Genomic DNA, 15,977 nt, shown 5'->3' with positions numbered 1-15,977 from the left:
GCAGTTTTTCCGCCAGCCCTTTGATCTCATCAGAGAAGGTGGCGGAGAACAGCAGGTTCTGACGTTTGGCCGGCCTTCATCCTTTTGCGTCAGCGACGAATGCAGGTAGATGACGTGCGGCATAATGGTGGCACCGAGCACCCCGGCCGCCAGCAGCACGGCGTCCGCCGTCGGCAGTGACGGGATCGCCATCCCTTTCACCAGCTCGACCACGTTGGGCTGCGAGAAGAACAGTTCAATAATGTAGGCCGCGGCAACGAACAGCAGCAAGCCGCCGATCAGCAGCTCCAGCGGTTTCTGCCCGCGGTTCTGCAGCATCAGGATCAGGAACGTGGCCACGCCGGTCAGCACCGCGCCCTGCAGTAAGCTGACGCCAAACACCAGTTTAAAGCCGATTGCCGCGCCGATAAATTCCGCAAGGTCGGTGGCCATGGCAATGATTTCCGCCTGTACCCAGTAGAACCACACCAGCGGGCGCGGATAGCGGTCGCGGATATGCTCACAAAGGTTTTTGCCGGTAGCTATGCCAAGCTTGGCGGACATCAGCTGGATCACCATCGCCATGATATTGGCCCACACCACCACCCACAGCAGCGTGTAGCCGTAGCTGGCGCCGGCCTGGATATTGGTGGCGAAGTTGCCGGGGTCGATATAGCCGATTGCGGCGATAAAAGCCGGCCCCATCAGGGCAAATTTGACTTTTCGCTGGCTGCGGATGCGCTGTTCTGCAGTACGACTTTCCTGCATGGTGGTTACCCCTGGTTGGCGTGGCTTCACGCCCGGTTCTGACAACGTAGTGATGAATACACCGGCATATCGGGTGTTTTATATCCACCAAAATAGCAAGCGCTAAAAGTTATAGCAATGGCTATAATTTGTATAAATATGTCAGCATGGCGCAAAAATGCGTCCTCAGACACTGTAGGGGATTGAGAATCTGCTTTCCAGACGCAGGCTGTTTTTTTCATCATCATTGAGCGCGTATTGCACTAAAGGCCCCCCTGCGCGGATAATCAACCACGCTGACGGCCGTTTACGGCCAAAAACCTGTGACGCCTCAAGCTTTTCTGCAATCCCATGCAATAGGTAATTGTTATATTGCGACGCAGTTCTCGTTTTTCCGCTCCTTGTTACATAGAATGTGCAACGAAATATAACTGCCCTCAAATTTGGAGCATACATGTCCCGCTATCTTCACTTCGCTTTGGCGCTGGCGCTGGTTGCCGTGCTGGCCTTACTGGTCAGCCGTGACCGCAAAAATATCCGCGTCCGCTTTGTCATACAGCTGCTGGTGATTGAAGTTGTGCTGGCCTGGTTCTTCCTGAACTCAGAAGCCGGCCTTGGATTCGTGAAAGGCTTTTCGGATCTGTTTGAAAAACTGCTTAAATATGCCGCAGAGGGGACTAACTTCGTCTTCGGTAATATGAGCGATAAGGGACTGGCCTTCTTCTGGCTGAACGTGCTTTGCCCGATCGTGTTTATCTCCGCGCTGATCGGTATTCTGCAGCATTTCCGCATCCTGCCGATCATCATCCGCGCCATCGGTACGGTGCTGTCGAAGGTGAACGGCATGGGGAAACTGGAGTCATTTAACGCGGTCAGCTCGCTGATTCTGGGACAGTCAGAGAACTTTATCGCTTATAAAGATATCCTCGGCAAAATGTCTGAACGCCGCATGTACACCATGGCAGCTACCGCGATGTCGACCGTGTCGATGTCAATCGTCGGTGCCTACATGACCATGCTGCAGCCGAAGTACGTGGTCGCCGCACTGGTGCTGAACATGTTCAGTACCTTTATCGTGCTGTCGCTGATCAACCCGTACCGCGTGGACAGCGAAGAAGATCTGAAGCTGAACAATACCCATCAGGGACAGAGCTTCTTTGAAATGCTTGGCGAATATATCCTCGCAGGTTTCAAAGTGGCAGTGATCGTGGCCGCGATGCTGATCGGTTTTATCGCGCTGATCTCCGCCATTAACGCCCTGTTCGACACCATCTTCGGCATCAGCTTCCAGGGCATTCTCGGCTACGTCTTCTTCCCGTTTGCATGGGTGATGGGCGTTCCGGCCGGTGAAGCGCTGCAGGTGGGCAGTATTATGGCCACCAAACTGGTTTCTAATGAATTTGTTGCCATGATGGACCTGCAGAAGATCGCCGGTACCCTGTCGCCACGTGCGGAAGGTATCCTGTCGGTGTTCCTGGTCTCCTTCGCTAACTTCTCGTCGATCGGCATCGTCGCCGGTGCGATTAAAGGTCTGCATGAAGAGCAGGGCAACGTGGTGTCACGTTTCGGTCTGAAACTGCTGTACGGCTCGACGCTGGTGAGCGTGCTCTCCGCTTCCATCGCCGGTCTGGTGCTGTAATTCTCTGGCGGGGCCGCCCGGCCCCGCCCGTAATTGCTGATTTTTTCTTTCTTATCAATTATTACGCATTTCCCCTCGCTGCCTTTCGGATCCAGGATTGAGCCTCACCTCCCCTGCCCCGCGAACGACGCTCGCGTCATCGCCCCGATTCGGAACCGCTGATATGTCTGAGAAAAACCTGTTAATCCGTGATACACAACACCTCCTGAACGCGCTGAACGCCGGCGAAGAGCTGGCGCTGGTCGACGCCCGTGAAGAGGTGCCGTTTGCCGGTGGACATCCGCTGTTTGCAGTCAATATCTCGGTATCAAAGCTGGATATTGAGATCCTGAACCGCATTCCCCGGCTGAACACGCCGGTCACCCTGTACGATAACGGCGAGGGCCTGGCACGCGTGGCGGCCGAGCGGCTGCGGGAGATTGGTTATACCGACGTCGCCCTGCTGGCCGGTGGGCTGGCAGGCTGGGTGGAAGGCGGCGGTGAGCTGTTCAGCGGCGTTAACAGCCCGGCAAACGGCTTTGCCAGCCTGGTCGACAACTCTACGGCCACCCCACTGCTTGGCACAGAACAGCTGGCGCTGCAGCTGGAGAGCCAGGACAACGGCGCACGGTTAAGCGCGGTGGAAGCGCGTACGCTGGCCGATCGTGCCGGGGTGCAGCGCATCACGCTGGCCGGGTTGCAGCAGTGGCAACAGCAGGAGCGGACGCTGTACCTGTTTGATGTACGCGTGCTGGCGGAGTATCAGCAGGGGCACCTGCCTGGCTCACGCTCCGTACCTGCCGCGCAGCTGGTAAAAGAGACCGATCAGTTCGCCAGCGTGCTGAATGCGCGCATCGTGCTGATCGACGACGGTGACGGCGTGCGTGCCGCCGTCGCGGCCAGCTGGCTGGCGCAGCAGGGCTGGCAGGTGGCGATCGTTGATGGCCTGCAGGCGGCAGACTTCAGCGTCAGCGGTGGCTGGTCACCGAAGGTGCCTGAACTGGATGCTCAGCCTCAGGTGACACCGGCCGAACTGACGGCGCGGCTGGCGGAAGGTGATACCCAGGTACTGGACTTCACCACCAGCGCCAACTACGTCAACGCGCATATTCCCGGCGCGGCCTGGCTGCAACGCGCGGCGCTGACCACCGCCGGGGCAGACGCGCTGCCCGCAGCAGAGCGCTACGTAGTGACCTGCGGCAGCAGCCTGCTGGCCGCTTACTCTGCGGAGCAGCTGCGCCAGCTGACCGGCAAAGAGGTGCAGGTGCTGACCGGCGGCAATACCGCGTGGAAAGCGGCCGGGCTGCCGGTGGAACAGGGTGAAACCACGCTGCTGCTGCCACGCATCGACCGCTTTCTCCGCCCGGAGGAGCGCAGCAACCCCAGCGCGGCAGAAATCGCCCTGCAGGACGCCTGGCGCCAGGGCCTGCCTGCGCAGCTGGCGCGTGACGGCAGCCACCGCTTTAAGGTGCTGGCCGCGTAAAGCGCAGCGTGGTGAGCGGCCAGCCACGAACGGTGCATCGTCAAACGTGAACTGTGAACTGTGAACTGTGAACTGTGAACTGTGAATCGTGAACTATGGGTTGCAGGCTGTAAGCGGTGAGCAGTGAGCAGTGAGCAGTGAGCAGTGAGCAGTGAGCAGTGAGCAGTGAGCAGTGAGCAGTGAGCAGTGAGTGATGAATAGCGGGTGGCGGGTCGGCAATGCCGGCCCGTTCTGTTTTCGGGGCGTGATTAAAATAGCCACCCGCCGATTTCAGACCGCAGAAACGACAAAAATCCGCCTGAGCAGATTTTGTGTTAAATCAGAAGATTTAAGAATTTTGGTGGAGATAAGCGGGATCGAACCGCTGACCTCTTGCATGCCATGCAAGCGCTCTCCCAGCTGAGCTATACCCCCACTGCATAAAACTTCGGCTTTCGGTGCCACCTCATCCTCTGGTAAAGATTTGGTGGAGATAAGCGGGATCGAACCGCTGACCTCTTGCATGCCATGCAAGCGCTCTCCCAGCTGAGCTATACCCCCAGTCCGAAAAGCCGTGTCGTGTTGACGGGGTGCATATTATGGAACGGGGGCCGGAGTGTCAACGGCAAATTTTAAAACTGCGACCGATCGCTGAAAAAGCCGCCACCGCGCTGAAAAAAGCACTAATTTGTCGGTTAATTCAACAGGCTAAGGCAAAAAGAAGGCGGCAATTCGCACCACTACGCAGAGCAAAAAGGCGTTTGCAGACAGCAGCTGGAGAAAAGAGTGCGGGCCGACAGGCAGATGAGCATGACAACGGCTTTACCCTGTGAGGCAGATAACCGTGATAATGGCTTTTGCCCTGTGAGGCAGATGATGACGATCGCGGCTCATGCTTTAGTCAATGGGTGACAAGGGTGAGAAGTGCCTTGCCAGTTCGCAGACAATGGAAAGATCGGCGGCGGTGGGGACATCATTAAGTGAGTCACGTCACGGCTTTTGGGCGAATGCGCAGCAACGCACATTGACCACAAAGCGGGCAAGGTTAAGAAATAGCACTACACATCAGTAATTTAGCATTTTCTGTTAAGTAATCGTTATTATGAAGAAAATTCACACTTGTATTTGTTAAAATCCCATGCAAAACTGCGCCCGCTTACGGATACCGGGGCCGTTATCGCGCAGGATAAGCGCCGCCGCCTCCGGTAGTTTCTCCTGTTACTTACATCCAGAGTCTCCCATGTCTTTGCATACACCAAAAGAAATCGCCGCCATTGCCGTGCAATCCGGCGTGGCGAAAAGTCATACCCCGATCTCCGCCATTCTGATCCTCGGTTTCATGGCCGGTTCCTTTATTAGCTTCGGCTTCCTGCTCTATATCCATATTGTTTACCAGTTGCCTGCTGAATGGGGTTCATTCAGCCTGCTGCTGGGCGCTGCGGTGTTTCCGGTGGGGATTATCCTGACCGTTCTGTGCGGCGGTGAGCTGCTGACCGGTAATATGATGCTGCTGCCGATGGCCTGGTTCTCACGCCAGATCCAGCTGAAACACGTGCTGCAAAACTGGTTCTGGGTGACGCTGGCCAACTTCCTCGGCAGTATTACCGTTGCATGGCTGTTTGGCCATATGCTGGGTATGACCGAAGGCGTGTTTCTGAAGAAGACGCTGGCGATTGCCAACGCCAAGGTCAACGCGGATTTCCTGCAGGCGTTTATTTCCGGCATCGGCTGCAACTGGCTGGTGTGCCTGGCTACCTGGCTGGCGTACTCCAGTAAAGACGTGGTCGGCAAGATCCTCGGCATGTGGTTCCCGATCATGGCCTTCGTGGCGATCGGCTTCCAGCACGTGGTGGCTAATATGTTTGTGGTACCTGCGGCAATCTTTGCGGGGTATCTGAGCTGGGGCGAGTACCTGCCTAACTTTGTTGCCGTGTTCCTCGGCAATACCGTTGGCGGCGCGGTGTTTGTTGGCCTCGCCTACTACCTTGCTTACCGCCCGCGCCCGGAAGAGAGCGCCCTTTCCCGCTGATCGCTCCCTCCCCTGCGGTCAGCGGGGGAGCATTTCCCGTCATTTCGCTCTTTTTCGCTCGTTTTGCTGCAAGGTTCGGCATTCTAATTGGTTGTTCGCGTGATGAATTGTTGTAATATGTTCAATTACTTTATTCGGCAAAAGGGACATTAAAGTGAAAAAGGATTGGTTAACACCGGAAGAACTGGCACAGCAAACGGGCTTCAGCAGACAAACCATCAACAAGTGGGTGAAGAAAGAGGGCTGGACCACCGCGCCGAAACCGGGCGTTCAGGGTGGAAAGGCGCGCATCATCCATATTGATGAGCGGGTAAGGCAGTATCTGAAATCAACACGCCACGCTGCCGAGCCGGCGGCGCATTATCGCGTTAATCAGAATACGTTACCGGCGCTGCTGGTCAGTTCGTTACAGCAACTCAGCAACGAAGAGCAGGAACAGCTGGCGGCACTGCTGTTGCGGGAAGGGATTCAGGGTATTCTGCAGCGGCTGGGCATCGGTAACAGCTGAAAAAAAACCGGCCATCAGGCCGGTTTTTTATTGCGCTTACTGCGCTTCGCGGGCGCTGATGTACTCCAGCGCTTTGCCAATCCGCGCCACGCTGCGCGACTGACCGATAGCGTGAACGGTTACGTCCAGCCCGGGTGACTGCCCGGCACCGGTCACCGCGACGCGCAGCGGCATACCGACTTTACCCATCCCCACTTCCAGCTCATCCGCGCTGGCCTGAATCGCCGCGTGCACGTTTTCCGCCGTCCAGTCGCTCAGGGCGGCCAGCTTGTCGCGCACCACTTCCAGCGGCTGACGCGCTACCGGGCGCAGATGCTTCTTCGCGGCGTCCGCGTCAAACTCATCAAATTCTTCATAGAAGTAGCGGCAGGAGGCGGCCATCTCTTTCAGCGTCTTGCTGCGTTCGCCCAGCAGCCTGACCAGCTGCGCCAGCTCAGGCCCGGTGCGGGTGTCGATGTTTTCCTGCTCGATATGCCACTGCAGCTGGGTAGCCACGTATTCCGGCGCCAGCGTATTGATATAGTGGTGGTTCAGCCACTGCAGTTTCTCAGTATTAAAGGCACTGGCAGACTTGCTGACCTGATCCAGCGAGAACAGTCTGGTCATCTCTTCCACGCTGAAAATTTCCTGATCGCCGTGAGACCAGCCCATGCGCACCAGGTAGTTCAGCAGCGCTTCCGGCAGGTAGCCGTCATCGCGGTACTGCATCACGCCCACCGCGCCGTGGCGCTTGGACAGTTTTTTGCCGTCGTCGCCGAGGATCATCGACACGTGCGCATAAACCGGAACCTGCGCGCCAATCGCCTTCAGGATGTTGATCTGACGCGGGGTGTTATTGATATGGTCTTCACCGCGGATTACGTGGGTGATGCCCATATCCCAGTCGTCAATCACCACGCAGAAGTTGTAGGTCGGCGCGCCGTCGGTACGGCGAATGATCAGGTCATCCAGCTCCTGGTTGCTGAACTCGATCGGTCCGCGGATCTGGTCGTCGAAAATCACCGAGCCTTCCTGCGGGTTACGGAAACGCACCACGTGCGGTTCATCATCCGCGTGATGGTCGTGGCTGTCGCGGCAGCGGCCGTCATAGCGCGGCTTCTCGCCGTTGGCCATCTGCGTTTCACGCAGGGTTTCCAGCCGCTCTTTTGAGCAGTAGCATTTATAGGCGCTGCCCGCTTCCAGCATCTGGTCGATCACGCTGTTATAACGGTCGAAGCGTTTAGTCTGGTAATACGGGCCCTCATCCCAGTCAAGATTCAGCCAGTTCATCCCATCCATGATCGCATCGATCGCCTGCTGGGTGGAACGCTCCAGGTCGGTGTCTTCAATACGCAGCACAAACTCGCCGCCGAGGTTACGGGCAAACAGCCAGGAGTAGAGCGCCGTGCGTGCGCCACCAACGTGCAGATAGCCGGTTGGGCTGGGAGCGAAACGGGTTTTGATTTTCATTAATGACTGCCTTATTACGCGAATGCTTTGGCCTGAGGCAGAGCCGATACCGGCCCTGCTTTGAGTGGCACATATTCTATCACCGCAGGGCGAATCCTCAACGCCAATCCCCCCTTATGCCGCAGTTGCATGAATAAAATCCGCCAGCCCGCGGCGGTTTTTGCCTGCAAACACAGCAGGTTGATTATTTTTACGACGAACGCACCTTTTCCCCGTAAAAAGCGTTGACTCATTTTGGCGGTTCCCTATAATGCGACTCCACACAGCGGGGGTGATTAGCTCAGTTGGTAGAGCATCTCCTTTACACGGAGGGGGTCGGCGGTTCGAGCCCGTCATCACCCACCATATCGGGTCGTTAGCTCAGTTGGTAGAGCAGTTGACTTTTAATCAATTGGTCGCAGGTTCGAATCCTGCACGACCCACCAGTGTTAAGAAGGCGCCCTAAAGGCGCCTTTTTGCTGTGCGCAAATCGGGCAGGGTTCGAACCTGCAGCAGGTTCGGGTCGAGCGACAGCGAGACAACGTTGCCAGCGGCAACGGCTTCCCTTTCACTTTCTTATCGCTTCTTTTACGCTTTACTGCCTCAAGCTCTGCGCCCCCGCTCCGATAACCGTTAATGGTTAACCAGAAAGGAGTAAACCATGTCCACTATCAGTACCAGCACCCCCTCGGTGACGTCCGGTTCATCTTCCGGCAGCGGCGGGGCTTCCCAGACGGCCAGTATTGCTAAACAGATCACCGCCCTGCAGCAGCAGTTGAAGGACCTCAGCTCGGACAATACCCTGACCACCGAGCAGAAACAGGAAAAACAGCAGCTGATTCAGGCGCAGATCCAGCTACTGGAGGCGCAGCTGGCGCAAATCCAGCAGCAGCAGGCGGAAAAGGCCGCCGCCCAGGCGCAGCAGAGTAAAGCCGCCGACAGCGGCAGCAGCAAGGTGGCCGACGGCGTCAACCGTCCAACCGAAACCAATACCCTGAACGTCTATATCTAAAACGGTGATGTCAGGCGGCGCTGTTGCGTCAGCAGTTCGGCCTGCTGGCGCACCAGCTGCCAGATTGCCTCACCGGCGGGCGTCAGCGAGCGGTTTTTACGCCGTACCAGCATAACGGAACGGTTTATTTCCGGCAGCAGCCGCCGCACCAGCAGCGGCCGTCCCTCCGGCAACGGCAGTGCCAGTGCGGGCAGAATGCTGATGCCGATGCCCGCTTCCACCATCGGATAGAGGGTCACCGGGTGACCGATCTCCTGAGCAATCTCCGCCTGCACCCGTTGCTCCCGCAGCGCCCGATCGATCAGCACCCGACTACCCGAGGCATAGTCCTGCAGCACCAGCGTACGCTGGTTGAGCATCTGCCAGCTGACCGCGGCTTCCCGCGCCAGCGGATCGTCGCGGCGACACAGCAGCAGAAAGGGTTCTTCCAGAATCGCCTCGCACTCCAGGTCGTCATCCTGCAGCGGACCGATAACGATGCCAAAATCCACCTCGGCGTTACGCACGCTCTGCAACACCCACTGCTGCGGGCGATCGCGCAGCATCACCTTAATCTCCGGGTAGTGCTGCTGGCCGGCTGCAAGGCACTGCGGCATAAGATGGGCGGAAACCGTCTGGCTGGCCGCCACCCGCACCGTCCCGCTGCGCTGCTGACCGTAGCTGCGCACGTCGAGCAGCGTATTGTTCAGCTCCTCCAGCAGCCGCTCAAGCCGGCTGGCCAGCTGCTCGCCGGCTTCGGTCAGCAGGACTTCCCTTGTGGTGCGATCCAGCAGACGGATGCCCATCTCCGTCTCCAGCTCTTTAATGCTGTGGCTGACCGCCGACTGGCTGAGGCCAATCAGCTGCCCGGCCCTGCTGAAGCTGCCCTGCTGCGCCACCGCCACAAACACCCTGAGCTGACGTAAGGAGTAATTCATCTGTTTATTTCATATATGGATTCAATAAATCGATTTTATTTATAAACCGGCCAGATGCACAATAGCATCCATGATTTTTTAACCAGGCATTAACAATGGGCATTTTCCGTATCGATCCACTGATGTTGAAACTGATTATCACCGTGTTGCTGGCCAGCTTTCTGCCGGCGCGCGGTCACTTCGTTGATTTCTTTGAGTGGCTGACCACCGCCGCTATCGCCCTGCTGTTCTTTATGCACGGTGCCAAGCTCTCTCGTGAGAAGATCATCGCCGGCGGCGGCCACTGGCGGCTGCACCTGTGGGTGATGTTCAGCACCTTTGTGCTGTTCCCGGCGCTCGGCATGCTGTTTGTCTGGTGGCACCCGCTGCCGCTCAGCACCGAGATGTACACCGGCTTTATGTATCTGTGCATTCTGCCGGCCACCGTGCAGTCATCGATTGCCCTGACCTCACTGGCCGGAGGCAACGTGGCCGCCGCCGTCTGCAGCGCCTCAGCCTCCAGCCTGCTTGGGGTGTTTATCTCCCCCCTGCTGGTCGGGCTGCTGATGAATGTGCACAGTGACGCCGCCGGCGGCAGCGTTGAGCAGATTGGTAAAATTATGCTGCAGCTGCTGCTGCCGTTTGTACTTGGCCATCTTTCACGCCGCTGGATCGCCGGCTGGGTTGAGAAAAATCGTGGTCTGATTGGCAAAACCGACCAGGCGTCGATCCTGCTGGTGGTCTATTCCGCCTTCAGTGAAGCGGTGGTGAACGGCATCTGGCAGCGCGTGAGCGGCATGACGCTGCTGTGGATTGTGGTAGGGAGCCTGGCGCTGCTGTTCCTGGTGCTGGCGATTAACCTCGCCGCCGCACGGCTGTTTGGCTTCAACAGGGCTGACCAAATCACCATCCTGTTCTGCGGCTCGAAAAAGAGCCTCGCTAACGGCGTGCCGATGGCCAATATTCTGTTCCCGTCCGCAGCGGTGGGGATTATCGTGCTGCCGCTGATGATCTTCCACCAGGTACAGCTGATGGTCTGCTCTATGCTGGCGCAGCGCTATAAAAAAGCCGGTGAGAAGCAGGCTAAACGAGAAAAAACGGGCAGCGTGGCGGTGGAATCGCAAAAATAACGCCCTGCGAGGGCCGGTAATGCTGACAGGCTTTACCGGCTCCCCGTTGAGCGTTTACGCCCGTTAAGAGCCGAGCCCGCGCCCCGGCAGGGTTTTACAGGCCGGAGCCTTGTCCGGCGGTGCTACGGTCGGGAATTTATCGTCCGGCGTGATGTACACTGGCGTCGTTGCAACATAGCCATCACTGAAGGTGGCTTCGACAAAGGTCGCCTGCCAGCCCTTCTCCTGCGACGGGAGCATCAGGTTAAGCTTATCGCTGACCGGTAACGACGAGGGCTGATAGGTGATATCACAGGCAAAGCGGAAATCACGTGCCTCCGGGTTGACCGCCTGCCACATCTTTATCGACGCGGGCGTTTCTGAAAATGCCACGTTCAACTGACCGTTCTGCACCGCAGAGGTTACCTCAGGCAGCGCACTCCCCTGCTGAATCCGCTTCACAAAGGTGGTCAGCGACTGCTCAGCGTAATTCCGGATGCCGGCATGCCCGGTATTTGGCGCATAGCGCAGTGATTTAACCCCTGGCAGGCTATCGAAGTAAAACCGGGAATTATCGGGTACGTAAAAGTCATCGCCGCTGGCGTTGATGATGTACTTGGGAATCGACAGTCGTTCGCCATATTCGGTTTGCTGATAGGCCAACGGATCCTCGATCTGCAGCAGGCTGGCAAACTCGCGGGTTTCCACGCGGGTATCGATCCCTTCCTGATAATAGGGATTAAAGGCCATCGGCCAGTTATCACCATAACTGTGATACATATGGGTTAATGATGATTGGATCCCCAGCAGATCCATGACAAACGGTGCGATCGCCTCAACGCGTTCATCCGCTATCGCAGTCAGCCAGGTTGCCCACCCGCGCTTGGATAATCCCGAGACGATAAATTTATCCACTTTCCACTGCCACAGTTCACGCTCCGCCAGCGACATAACCTGTGAGACCGCTGCCGCCATTGGCACATGCAGAGACATTCGCGGCAGGGCGTCGGGCGCTTTCATAAACAGTGACCAGCTGTGCGCGACGCTGTCGTCTTCGGCGCGGGCGCGCTGGTCATCGGTGTAGGTCAGCAGCTGATTGGGTACATCGCTCACTGACACAATGATGGTACGGGTGTTGCGCGCCAGCGAAGCCAGCTTATCCGGGGTCATATCGCTGGGAACGCCCGGCGGTTTTCCTGCGGCCGGTTTGTTGGTGCCGTTATTGATAAATACCACCGCACGCCGGGTCAGCGGGTTTTCCGGAATGTAGATATCCACATTGTGGAACCACTCGGCGGGCAGCACCATTCCGGCGGGGGACCAGGACTGGGACTTCAGGCGGTAATGGGTCAGTACCACATCCGTCAGGGTTTCATTCCCGACAAAATGATAGTCCAGCGGAGCATTCGCCAGCTCGGCACGATAGCATGGGATCACCGCACTAAAGCCGTCGGCGGGATTATCGCAGCCTGGCGCGACAGGCTGGGCAAAGGCAGCGGTGGTGCACAACAGCAGCGCGGCCGGGGCGGCCAGCGGCAGGGTATGTTTTATAACAGGCATAATAATGTCCCTTTTCAGGTCAGGTAGTGACTCATTTTCAGGAGTCTCACTCTGGCTAAAAAAGGGACAGCGGAGAACCTTAACCTTATTATTTAAGGAGTTTTAATGCGGCTCAACCACGTTTTAAGGGGTTTATCAGCCCCTCCAGGCCTTCGATCTTAATCGCCAGCGTCAGCTGCATCAGCTCACCCAGGTGCCCTTGCGGGAACTCATCCTTGCGGGCAAACCACAGCAGATACTCCTCCGGCAGGTCGATCAGCACCCGTCCTTTGTATTTACCGAACGGCATCGGCGTATTGGCGATCTCCAGCAGGTGCTGCCTTTCCATCTTACTCTCCCAGCAGGCGGACCATCTCCGCTTCGTCAATCACCGCAATGCCCAGCTCCTGCGCTTTCGCCAGCTTGGAGCCGGCGGCTTCACCGGCGATCAGCAGATCGGTCTTTTTCGAGACGCTGCCGCTGACCTTAGCACCCAGCGCCACCAGCCGGTCTTTGGCTTCATCACGTGACAGGATGCTCAGTGAACCGGTCAGCACCACGGTTTTACCGGCGAACGGGCTGTCGATCTCCTCCGGCCTCACAACCACCACGTCCGGCCAGACGACGCCCTTCTCAATCAGCAGGCGGATCACCTCGCGGTTGCTCTCCTCATCGAAGAAGTTACGCACGTGGCTGGCGACCACGCTGCCGACGTCCGGCACCGCGATCAGCGCTTCCAGATCGGCCGCCATCAGCGCGTCCAGCGTGCCAAAATGCGCGGCGAGGTTGGCGGCGGTCGCTTCACCGACTTCGCTGATGCCCAGCGCGTAGAGGAACCGCGCCAGCGTGGTCTGCTTCGCCTTCTGCAAGGCATCAACCACGTTTTGCGCCGACTTTGGCCCCATACGATCCAGCCCGGTCAGTTTCCCCGCCGTCAGGTCGAACAGATCGGCCGGATTTTTGACGTACTCTTTATCCACCAGCTGATCGATGATCTTCTCGCCCATGCCGTCGATATCCATCGCGCGACGCGAAACGAAGTGTTTTAAGGCGCCTTTACGCTGTGCGCCGCAGATCAGGCCGCCGGTGCAGCGGGCGATCACTTCACCTTCGACGCGCTCAACGTCCGAGCCGCATACCGGGCAGTGGCGAGGAAAAACGACCTTACGCGCATCAGCGGCCGATTCCACCACGCTGACCACTTTTGGGATCACGTCGCCGGCGCGGCGGATCATCACCCGATCGCCGATCTTCAGCCCCAGCCGTTCAATTTCATCGGCGTTATGCAGCGTGGCGTTGCTAACCATCACCCCGGCCACCAGCACCGGCTCCAGCCGGGCAACCGGCGTGATCGCCCCGGTGCGCCCGACCTGGAACTCCACGTCACGCACGGTGGTCAGCTGCTCCTGCGCCGGGAACTTGAAGGCCACCGCCCAGCGCGGCGCGCGGGCAACAAAGCCCAGCTGCTCCTGCAGATCCTGCGAATCCACCTTGATCACCACGCCATCAATATCAAAGCCCAGCGTCGGCCGGTCGGCTTCCACCTGCTGATAGAACGCCAGCACCTCCTGCGCCGTATGGCACAGGCGCACCCGGTCGCTGACCGGCAGGCCCCAGGCCTGCAGCTGCTGCAGGCGCGCCAGGTGGCTGCGCGGCAGCTCGCCGCCGTCCACCACGCCCACGCCGTAGCAGAAGAAGGTCAGCGGGCGTTTGGCGGTAATGCGCGGGTCCAGCTGGCGCAGCGAGCCGGCCGCCGCGTTGCGCGGGTTGGCAAACACCTTACTGCCGGTGCGCCGCGCCTCGTCGTTCATCTTCTCAAAGCCGTCCTGCGGCATAAACACCTCGCCGCGCACCTCCAGCCGCGCCGGGATATGCTCCCCGCGCAGCACCAGGGGGATGGCGCGGATGGTGCGCACGTTGCTGGTGATATCTTCACCGGTGGTGCCGTCGCCGCGCGTGGCGGCGCGCACCAGCAGGCCGTTTTCATACAGCAGGCTGACCGCCAGGCCATCCAGCTTCAGCTCGCAGCAGAAGGTGACCTCATCGCTGCTTTTCAGCCGGTCCTGTACGCGTTTGTTAAAGGCGAGATAGCTCTCTTCATCGAAGGCATTGTCCAGCGAAAGCATCGGCACCTCATGCCGCACCTGGCCAAACGCCGCCAGCGGGGCCGCACCGACGCGCTGGGTCGGGGAGTCCGGCGTGATCAGCTCAGGGTGCTCAGCTTCCAGCGCGCGCAGTTCACCGAGCAGCCGGTCATACTCGGCGTCCGGCACCTCCGGCGCGTCAAGCACGTGATACTGGTACTCGTGGTGGCGCAGCAGGGTGCGTAAATGGGTTAGTTGGTCGTGTACGGATTGCATAGCGGCACCATCAGAGATAAAAAACCCCCGGCGGGCGGGGGTTCAGAAAACGGGTCGGTGAGTGAAACCTTAGTGACTGTTGGCGTCAATCACGTCGCGAATGCGCGACTTGTAGGTTTCCAGCTTTTGCGGCGTCATCATCCGGCGGTCGTCATCCAGCACCACGCCGCCGACGTCGTCGGCGATACGCTGGGCAGACTGAAGCATCAGCTTGAAGTTCTGATGCGCATCACCGTAAGAGGGCACCATCATAAAGATTGATACGCCAGGGGTGGTAAAGTCCGACATGTTATCCGGGTTAAAGGAGCCGGGCTTAACCATATTCGCCAGGCTGAACAGCACCGGGCCACTGCCCGCCGGGTTCAGGTGACGATGGAAAATATTCATTTCGCCAAACTGGAAGCCGGCCTGCAGCACACCTTGCAGCAGCGCTTCGCCGCTGATGGTGCTACCGGCGTGGGCGGTAACGTGCAGCACCAGCACCGTCTCTTTACGGCGCGCCTCTTCACGTGGCGAGGATGCGGCAGGCTGTGCCGGCTGCGCATGTGGCTCGTGGCGCGGCGCGCTGGCCTCAACCCGCGGCGCCGCCGGCGCATGCGTCGGCTGAGCAGCAGCCGGGGCATGTGGCACCACCCCAGGCTGATGGTGAGGCTGATGCGGCGCTGTTACCGGCGCTGGCGCGTGCGGCTGAGGTGCAGCCGTATGAGGCTGAACCGGAGCAGCGGCGTGCGGCTGAGGTGCAGCCGTGTGAGGCTGAACCGGAGCAGCGGCGTGCGGCTGAGGTGCAGCCGTGTGAGGCTGAACCGGAGCAGCGGCGTGCGGCTGGGGTACGGCGTGAGCCGGCTCACGCGCCGGGGCGTAATGTGGCTCCTGCGGGTCGGCATAGCGCGCTTCAGGGCGCGGCGTACCGAACAACGGATCGGATTCCGCTGCAGGCGCTGGCGGCGCATAATGGGCCGTTTCCTGACGAATTTCAGGCTGACGCGGTGGCTCATCCCCGGCGTTAAATCCGCTGAGCGACGGTTCTGACGGCTCCGGCTGGCTGCGATGCACGCGCACCTCACCAACGCCTTCGTGGTCATCCTCGAAAGACTCTTCTGGTTCCTGCTTTAAGCGCTTGTGCGGGCGATCGCGAAATACCGATGAGCGCTCTTTACGGCTGGTCCACAGACCGTGCAGTAACAGCGCTATGATTGCGATCGCGCCAACAACGATTAATATCAGACGCAAATCCTGCATCATTGTATTCTCTGTTGTTCCAATACCTTGCCACCGCGGCAAACTTTACCC

The 15,977-nt window shown here is 58.7% G+C and carries 13 protein-coding genes, 4 tRNA genes and 2 pseudogenes; 8 read left to right on the top strand and 11 right to left on the bottom strand.

Annotated elements, in window-relative coordinates:
* Positions 1 to 73, bottom strand: a pseudogene (locus tag NV64_RS23820) (hypothetical protein); the annotation flags it as partial.
* Positions 70 to 747, bottom strand: a pseudogene (locus NV64_RS23815) (Nramp family divalent metal transporter); the annotation flags it as partial. The pseudogenes NV64_RS23815 and NV64_RS23820, both read right to left, overlap by 4 nt.
* Before the next feature lie 433 nt (positions 748 to 1,180).
* On the opposite strand from NV64_RS23815, the gene NV64_RS02005 reads away from it, so the two are divergent.
* Together NV64_RS02005 and NV64_RS02000 are read left to right on the top strand one after the other, a co-directional pair.
* Positions 1,181 to 2,365 (top strand): NupC/NupG family nucleoside CNT transporter, encoded by a 1,185-nt coding sequence (locus tag NV64_RS02005; RefSeq protein WP_056239175.1) that lies wholly within the window; start codon positions 1,181 to 1,183, stop codon positions 2,363 to 2,365.
* A gap of 163 nt (positions 2,366 to 2,528) precedes the next feature.
* Entirely contained in the window at positions 2,529 to 3,827 is a 1,299-nt protein-coding gene (locus NV64_RS02000; protein WP_101505211.1) for a rhodanese-like domain-containing protein, read from the top strand.
* 338 nt (positions 3,828 to 4,165) lie between these two features.
* On the opposite strand, the gene NV64_RS01995 is transcribed toward NV64_RS02000, so the two are convergent.
* Both NV64_RS01995 and NV64_RS01990 read right to left on the bottom strand, forming a co-directional pair.
* Positions 4,166 to 4,241: transfer RNA gene (locus tag NV64_RS01995), tRNA-Ala, on the bottom strand.
* Between the two features lie 50 nt (positions 4,242 to 4,291).
* Positions 4,292 to 4,367: transfer RNA gene (locus NV64_RS01990), tRNA-Ala, on the bottom strand.
* A gap of 679 nt (positions 4,368 to 5,046) precedes the next feature.
* On the opposite strand from NV64_RS01990, the gene NV64_RS01985 reads away from it, so the two are divergent.
* Both NV64_RS01985 and NV64_RS01980 read left to right on the top strand, forming a co-directional pair.
* On the top strand, positions 5,047 to 5,835 hold the full coding sequence (locus tag NV64_RS01985; RefSeq protein WP_056239169.1) for a formate/nitrite transporter family protein: 789 nt from the start codon (positions 5,047 to 5,049) through the stop codon (positions 5,833 to 5,835).
* Positions 5,836 to 5,989: 154 nt separating this feature from the next.
* Positions 5,990 to 6,343: a YfeC-like transcriptional regulator gene (locus tag NV64_RS01980; RefSeq protein WP_056239168.1), complete on the top strand. Its 354-nt coding sequence runs from the start codon at positions 5,990 to 5,992 to the stop codon at positions 6,341 to 6,343.
* Positions 6,344 to 6,379: 36 nt separating this feature from the next.
* Here the strand turns inward: NV64_RS01980 and gltX are convergent, their stop codons facing one another.
* Both gltX and NV64_RS23050 read right to left on the bottom strand, forming a co-directional pair.
* Positions 6,380 to 7,792 carry a glutamate--tRNA ligase gene (gene gltX / locus NV64_RS01975; protein WP_056239165.1) on the bottom strand — a complete coding sequence of 471 codons (1,413 nt, stop codon included), beginning with the start codon at positions 7,790 to 7,792 and terminating at the stop codon, positions 6,380 to 6,382.
* A gap of 14 nt (positions 7,793 to 7,806) precedes the next feature.
* Entirely contained in the window at positions 7,807 to 8,025 is a 219-nt protein-coding gene (locus NV64_RS23050; protein ID WP_056239162.1) for a hypothetical protein, read from the bottom strand.
* 36 nt (positions 8,026 to 8,061) lie between these two features.
* Between NV64_RS23050 and NV64_RS01970 the strand changes: the two genes are divergently transcribed.
* The 3 genes from NV64_RS01970 (at position 8,062) to NV64_RS01960 (ending at position 8,783) form a co-directional block, all read left to right on the top strand.
* Positions 8,062 to 8,137, top strand: a tRNA-Val gene (locus NV64_RS01970).
* 4 nt (positions 8,138 to 8,141) lie between these two features.
* Positions 8,142 to 8,217, top strand: a tRNA-Lys gene (locus tag NV64_RS01965).
* Positions 8,218 to 8,432: 215 nt separating this feature from the next.
* Positions 8,433 to 8,783, top strand: coding sequence for a FlxA-like family protein (locus NV64_RS01960; protein WP_056239160.1), 351 nt, complete (start codon positions 8,433 to 8,435; stop codon positions 8,781 to 8,783).
* Here the strand turns inward: NV64_RS01960 and NV64_RS01955 are convergent.
* Positions 8,780 to 9,700 carry a LysR family transcriptional regulator gene (locus tag NV64_RS01955; RefSeq protein ID WP_056239158.1) on the bottom strand — a complete coding sequence of 307 codons (921 nt, stop codon included), beginning with the start codon at positions 9,698 to 9,700 and terminating at the stop codon, positions 8,780 to 8,782. The two genes, NV64_RS01960 and NV64_RS01955, sit on opposite strands and share 4 nt — an antisense overlap.
* 95 nt (positions 9,701 to 9,795) lie before the next feature.
* On the opposite strand from NV64_RS01955, the gene NV64_RS01950 reads away from it, so the two are divergent.
* The gene (locus NV64_RS01950) at positions 9,796 to 10,809 is read left to right on the top strand and encodes a bile acid:sodium symporter family protein (RefSeq protein WP_056239155.1); all 1,014 of its coding nucleotides are present in this window, start codon (positions 9,796 to 9,798) and stop codon (positions 10,807 to 10,809) included.
* 63 nt (positions 10,810 to 10,872) lie between these two features.
* On the opposite strand, the gene NV64_RS01945 is transcribed toward NV64_RS01950, so the two are convergent.
* The 4 genes from NV64_RS01945 to zipA form a co-directional block, all read right to left on the bottom strand.
* A complete protein-coding gene (locus NV64_RS01945; protein ID WP_101505210.1) occupies positions 10,873 to 12,348 on the bottom strand; it encodes a PhoPQ-activated pathogenicity-related family protein in 1,476 nt (491 codons plus the stop codon).
* 112 nt (positions 12,349 to 12,460) lie between these two features.
* Entirely contained in the window at positions 12,461 to 12,676 is a 216-nt protein-coding gene (locus NV64_RS01940) for a DUF3820 family protein (protein ID WP_101505209.1), read from the bottom strand.
* Position 12,677: 1 nt separating this feature from the next.
* Entirely contained in the window at positions 12,678 to 14,687 is a 2,010-nt protein-coding gene (ligA, locus tag NV64_RS01935; protein WP_101505208.1) for an NAD-dependent DNA ligase LigA, read from the bottom strand.
* Between the two features lie 69 nt (positions 14,688 to 14,756).
* Positions 14,757 to 15,926, bottom strand: coding sequence for a cell division protein ZipA (zipA, locus tag NV64_RS01930; protein ID WP_369878851.1), 1,170 nt, complete (start codon positions 15,924 to 15,926; stop codon positions 14,757 to 14,759).
* Positions 15,927 to 15,977 lie beyond the last annotated feature (51 nt).

Origin of the sequence: Erwinia sp. B116 (assembly GCF_002865965.1) — a bacterium.
In the GTDB taxonomy this organism is placed as follows: Bacteria; Pseudomonadota; Gammaproteobacteria; order Enterobacterales; family Enterobacteriaceae; genus Erwinia.
Note: the sequence above shows the minus strand (reverse complement) of the source record. Positions and strands in the feature narration are given on the sequence as shown.

Excerpts from the sequence above, each read along its gene's own strand:
- NV64_RS02005 (WP_056239175.1), top strand. The coding sequence starts at position 1,181 with ATGTCCCGCTATCTTCACTTCGCTTTGGCGCTGGCGCTGGTTGCCGTG.
- NV64_RS02000 (WP_101505211.1), top strand. The coding sequence starts at position 2,529 with ATGTCTGAGAAAAACCTGTTAATCCGTGATACACAACACCTCCTGAAC.
- NV64_RS01985 (WP_056239169.1), top strand. The coding sequence starts at position 5,047 with ATGTCTTTGCATACACCAAAAGAAATCGCCGCCATTGCCGTGCAATCC.
- gltX (WP_056239165.1), bottom strand. The coding sequence starts at position 7,792 with ATGAAAATCAAAACCCGTTTCGCTCCCAGCCCAACCGGCTATCTGCAC.
- NV64_RS23050 (WP_056239162.1), bottom strand. The coding sequence starts at position 8,025 with ATGAGTCAACGCTTTTTACGGGGAAAAGGTGCGTTCGTCGTAAAAATA.
- NV64_RS01960 (WP_056239160.1), top strand. The coding sequence starts at position 8,433 with ATGTCCACTATCAGTACCAGCACCCCCTCGGTGACGTCCGGTTCATCT.
- NV64_RS01955 (WP_056239158.1), bottom strand. The coding sequence starts at position 9,700 with ATGAATTACTCCTTACGTCAGCTCAGGGTGTTTGTGGCGGTGGCGCAG.
- NV64_RS01950 (WP_056239155.1), top strand. The coding sequence starts at position 9,796 with ATGGGCATTTTCCGTATCGATCCACTGATGTTGAAACTGATTATCACC.
- NV64_RS01945 (WP_101505210.1), bottom strand. The coding sequence starts at position 12,348 with ATGCCTGTTATAAAACATACCCTGCCGCTGGCCGCCCCGGCCGCGCTG.
- NV64_RS01940 (WP_101505209.1), bottom strand. The coding sequence starts at position 12,676 with ATGGAAAGGCAGCACCTGCTGGAGATCGCCAATACGCCGATGCCGTTC.
- ligA (WP_101505208.1), bottom strand. The coding sequence starts at position 14,687 with ATGCAATCCGTACACGACCAACTAACCCATTTACGCACCCTGCTGCGC.
- zipA (WP_369878851.1), bottom strand. The coding sequence starts at position 15,926 with ATGCAGGATTTGCGTCTGATATTAATCGTTGTTGGCGCGATCGCAATC.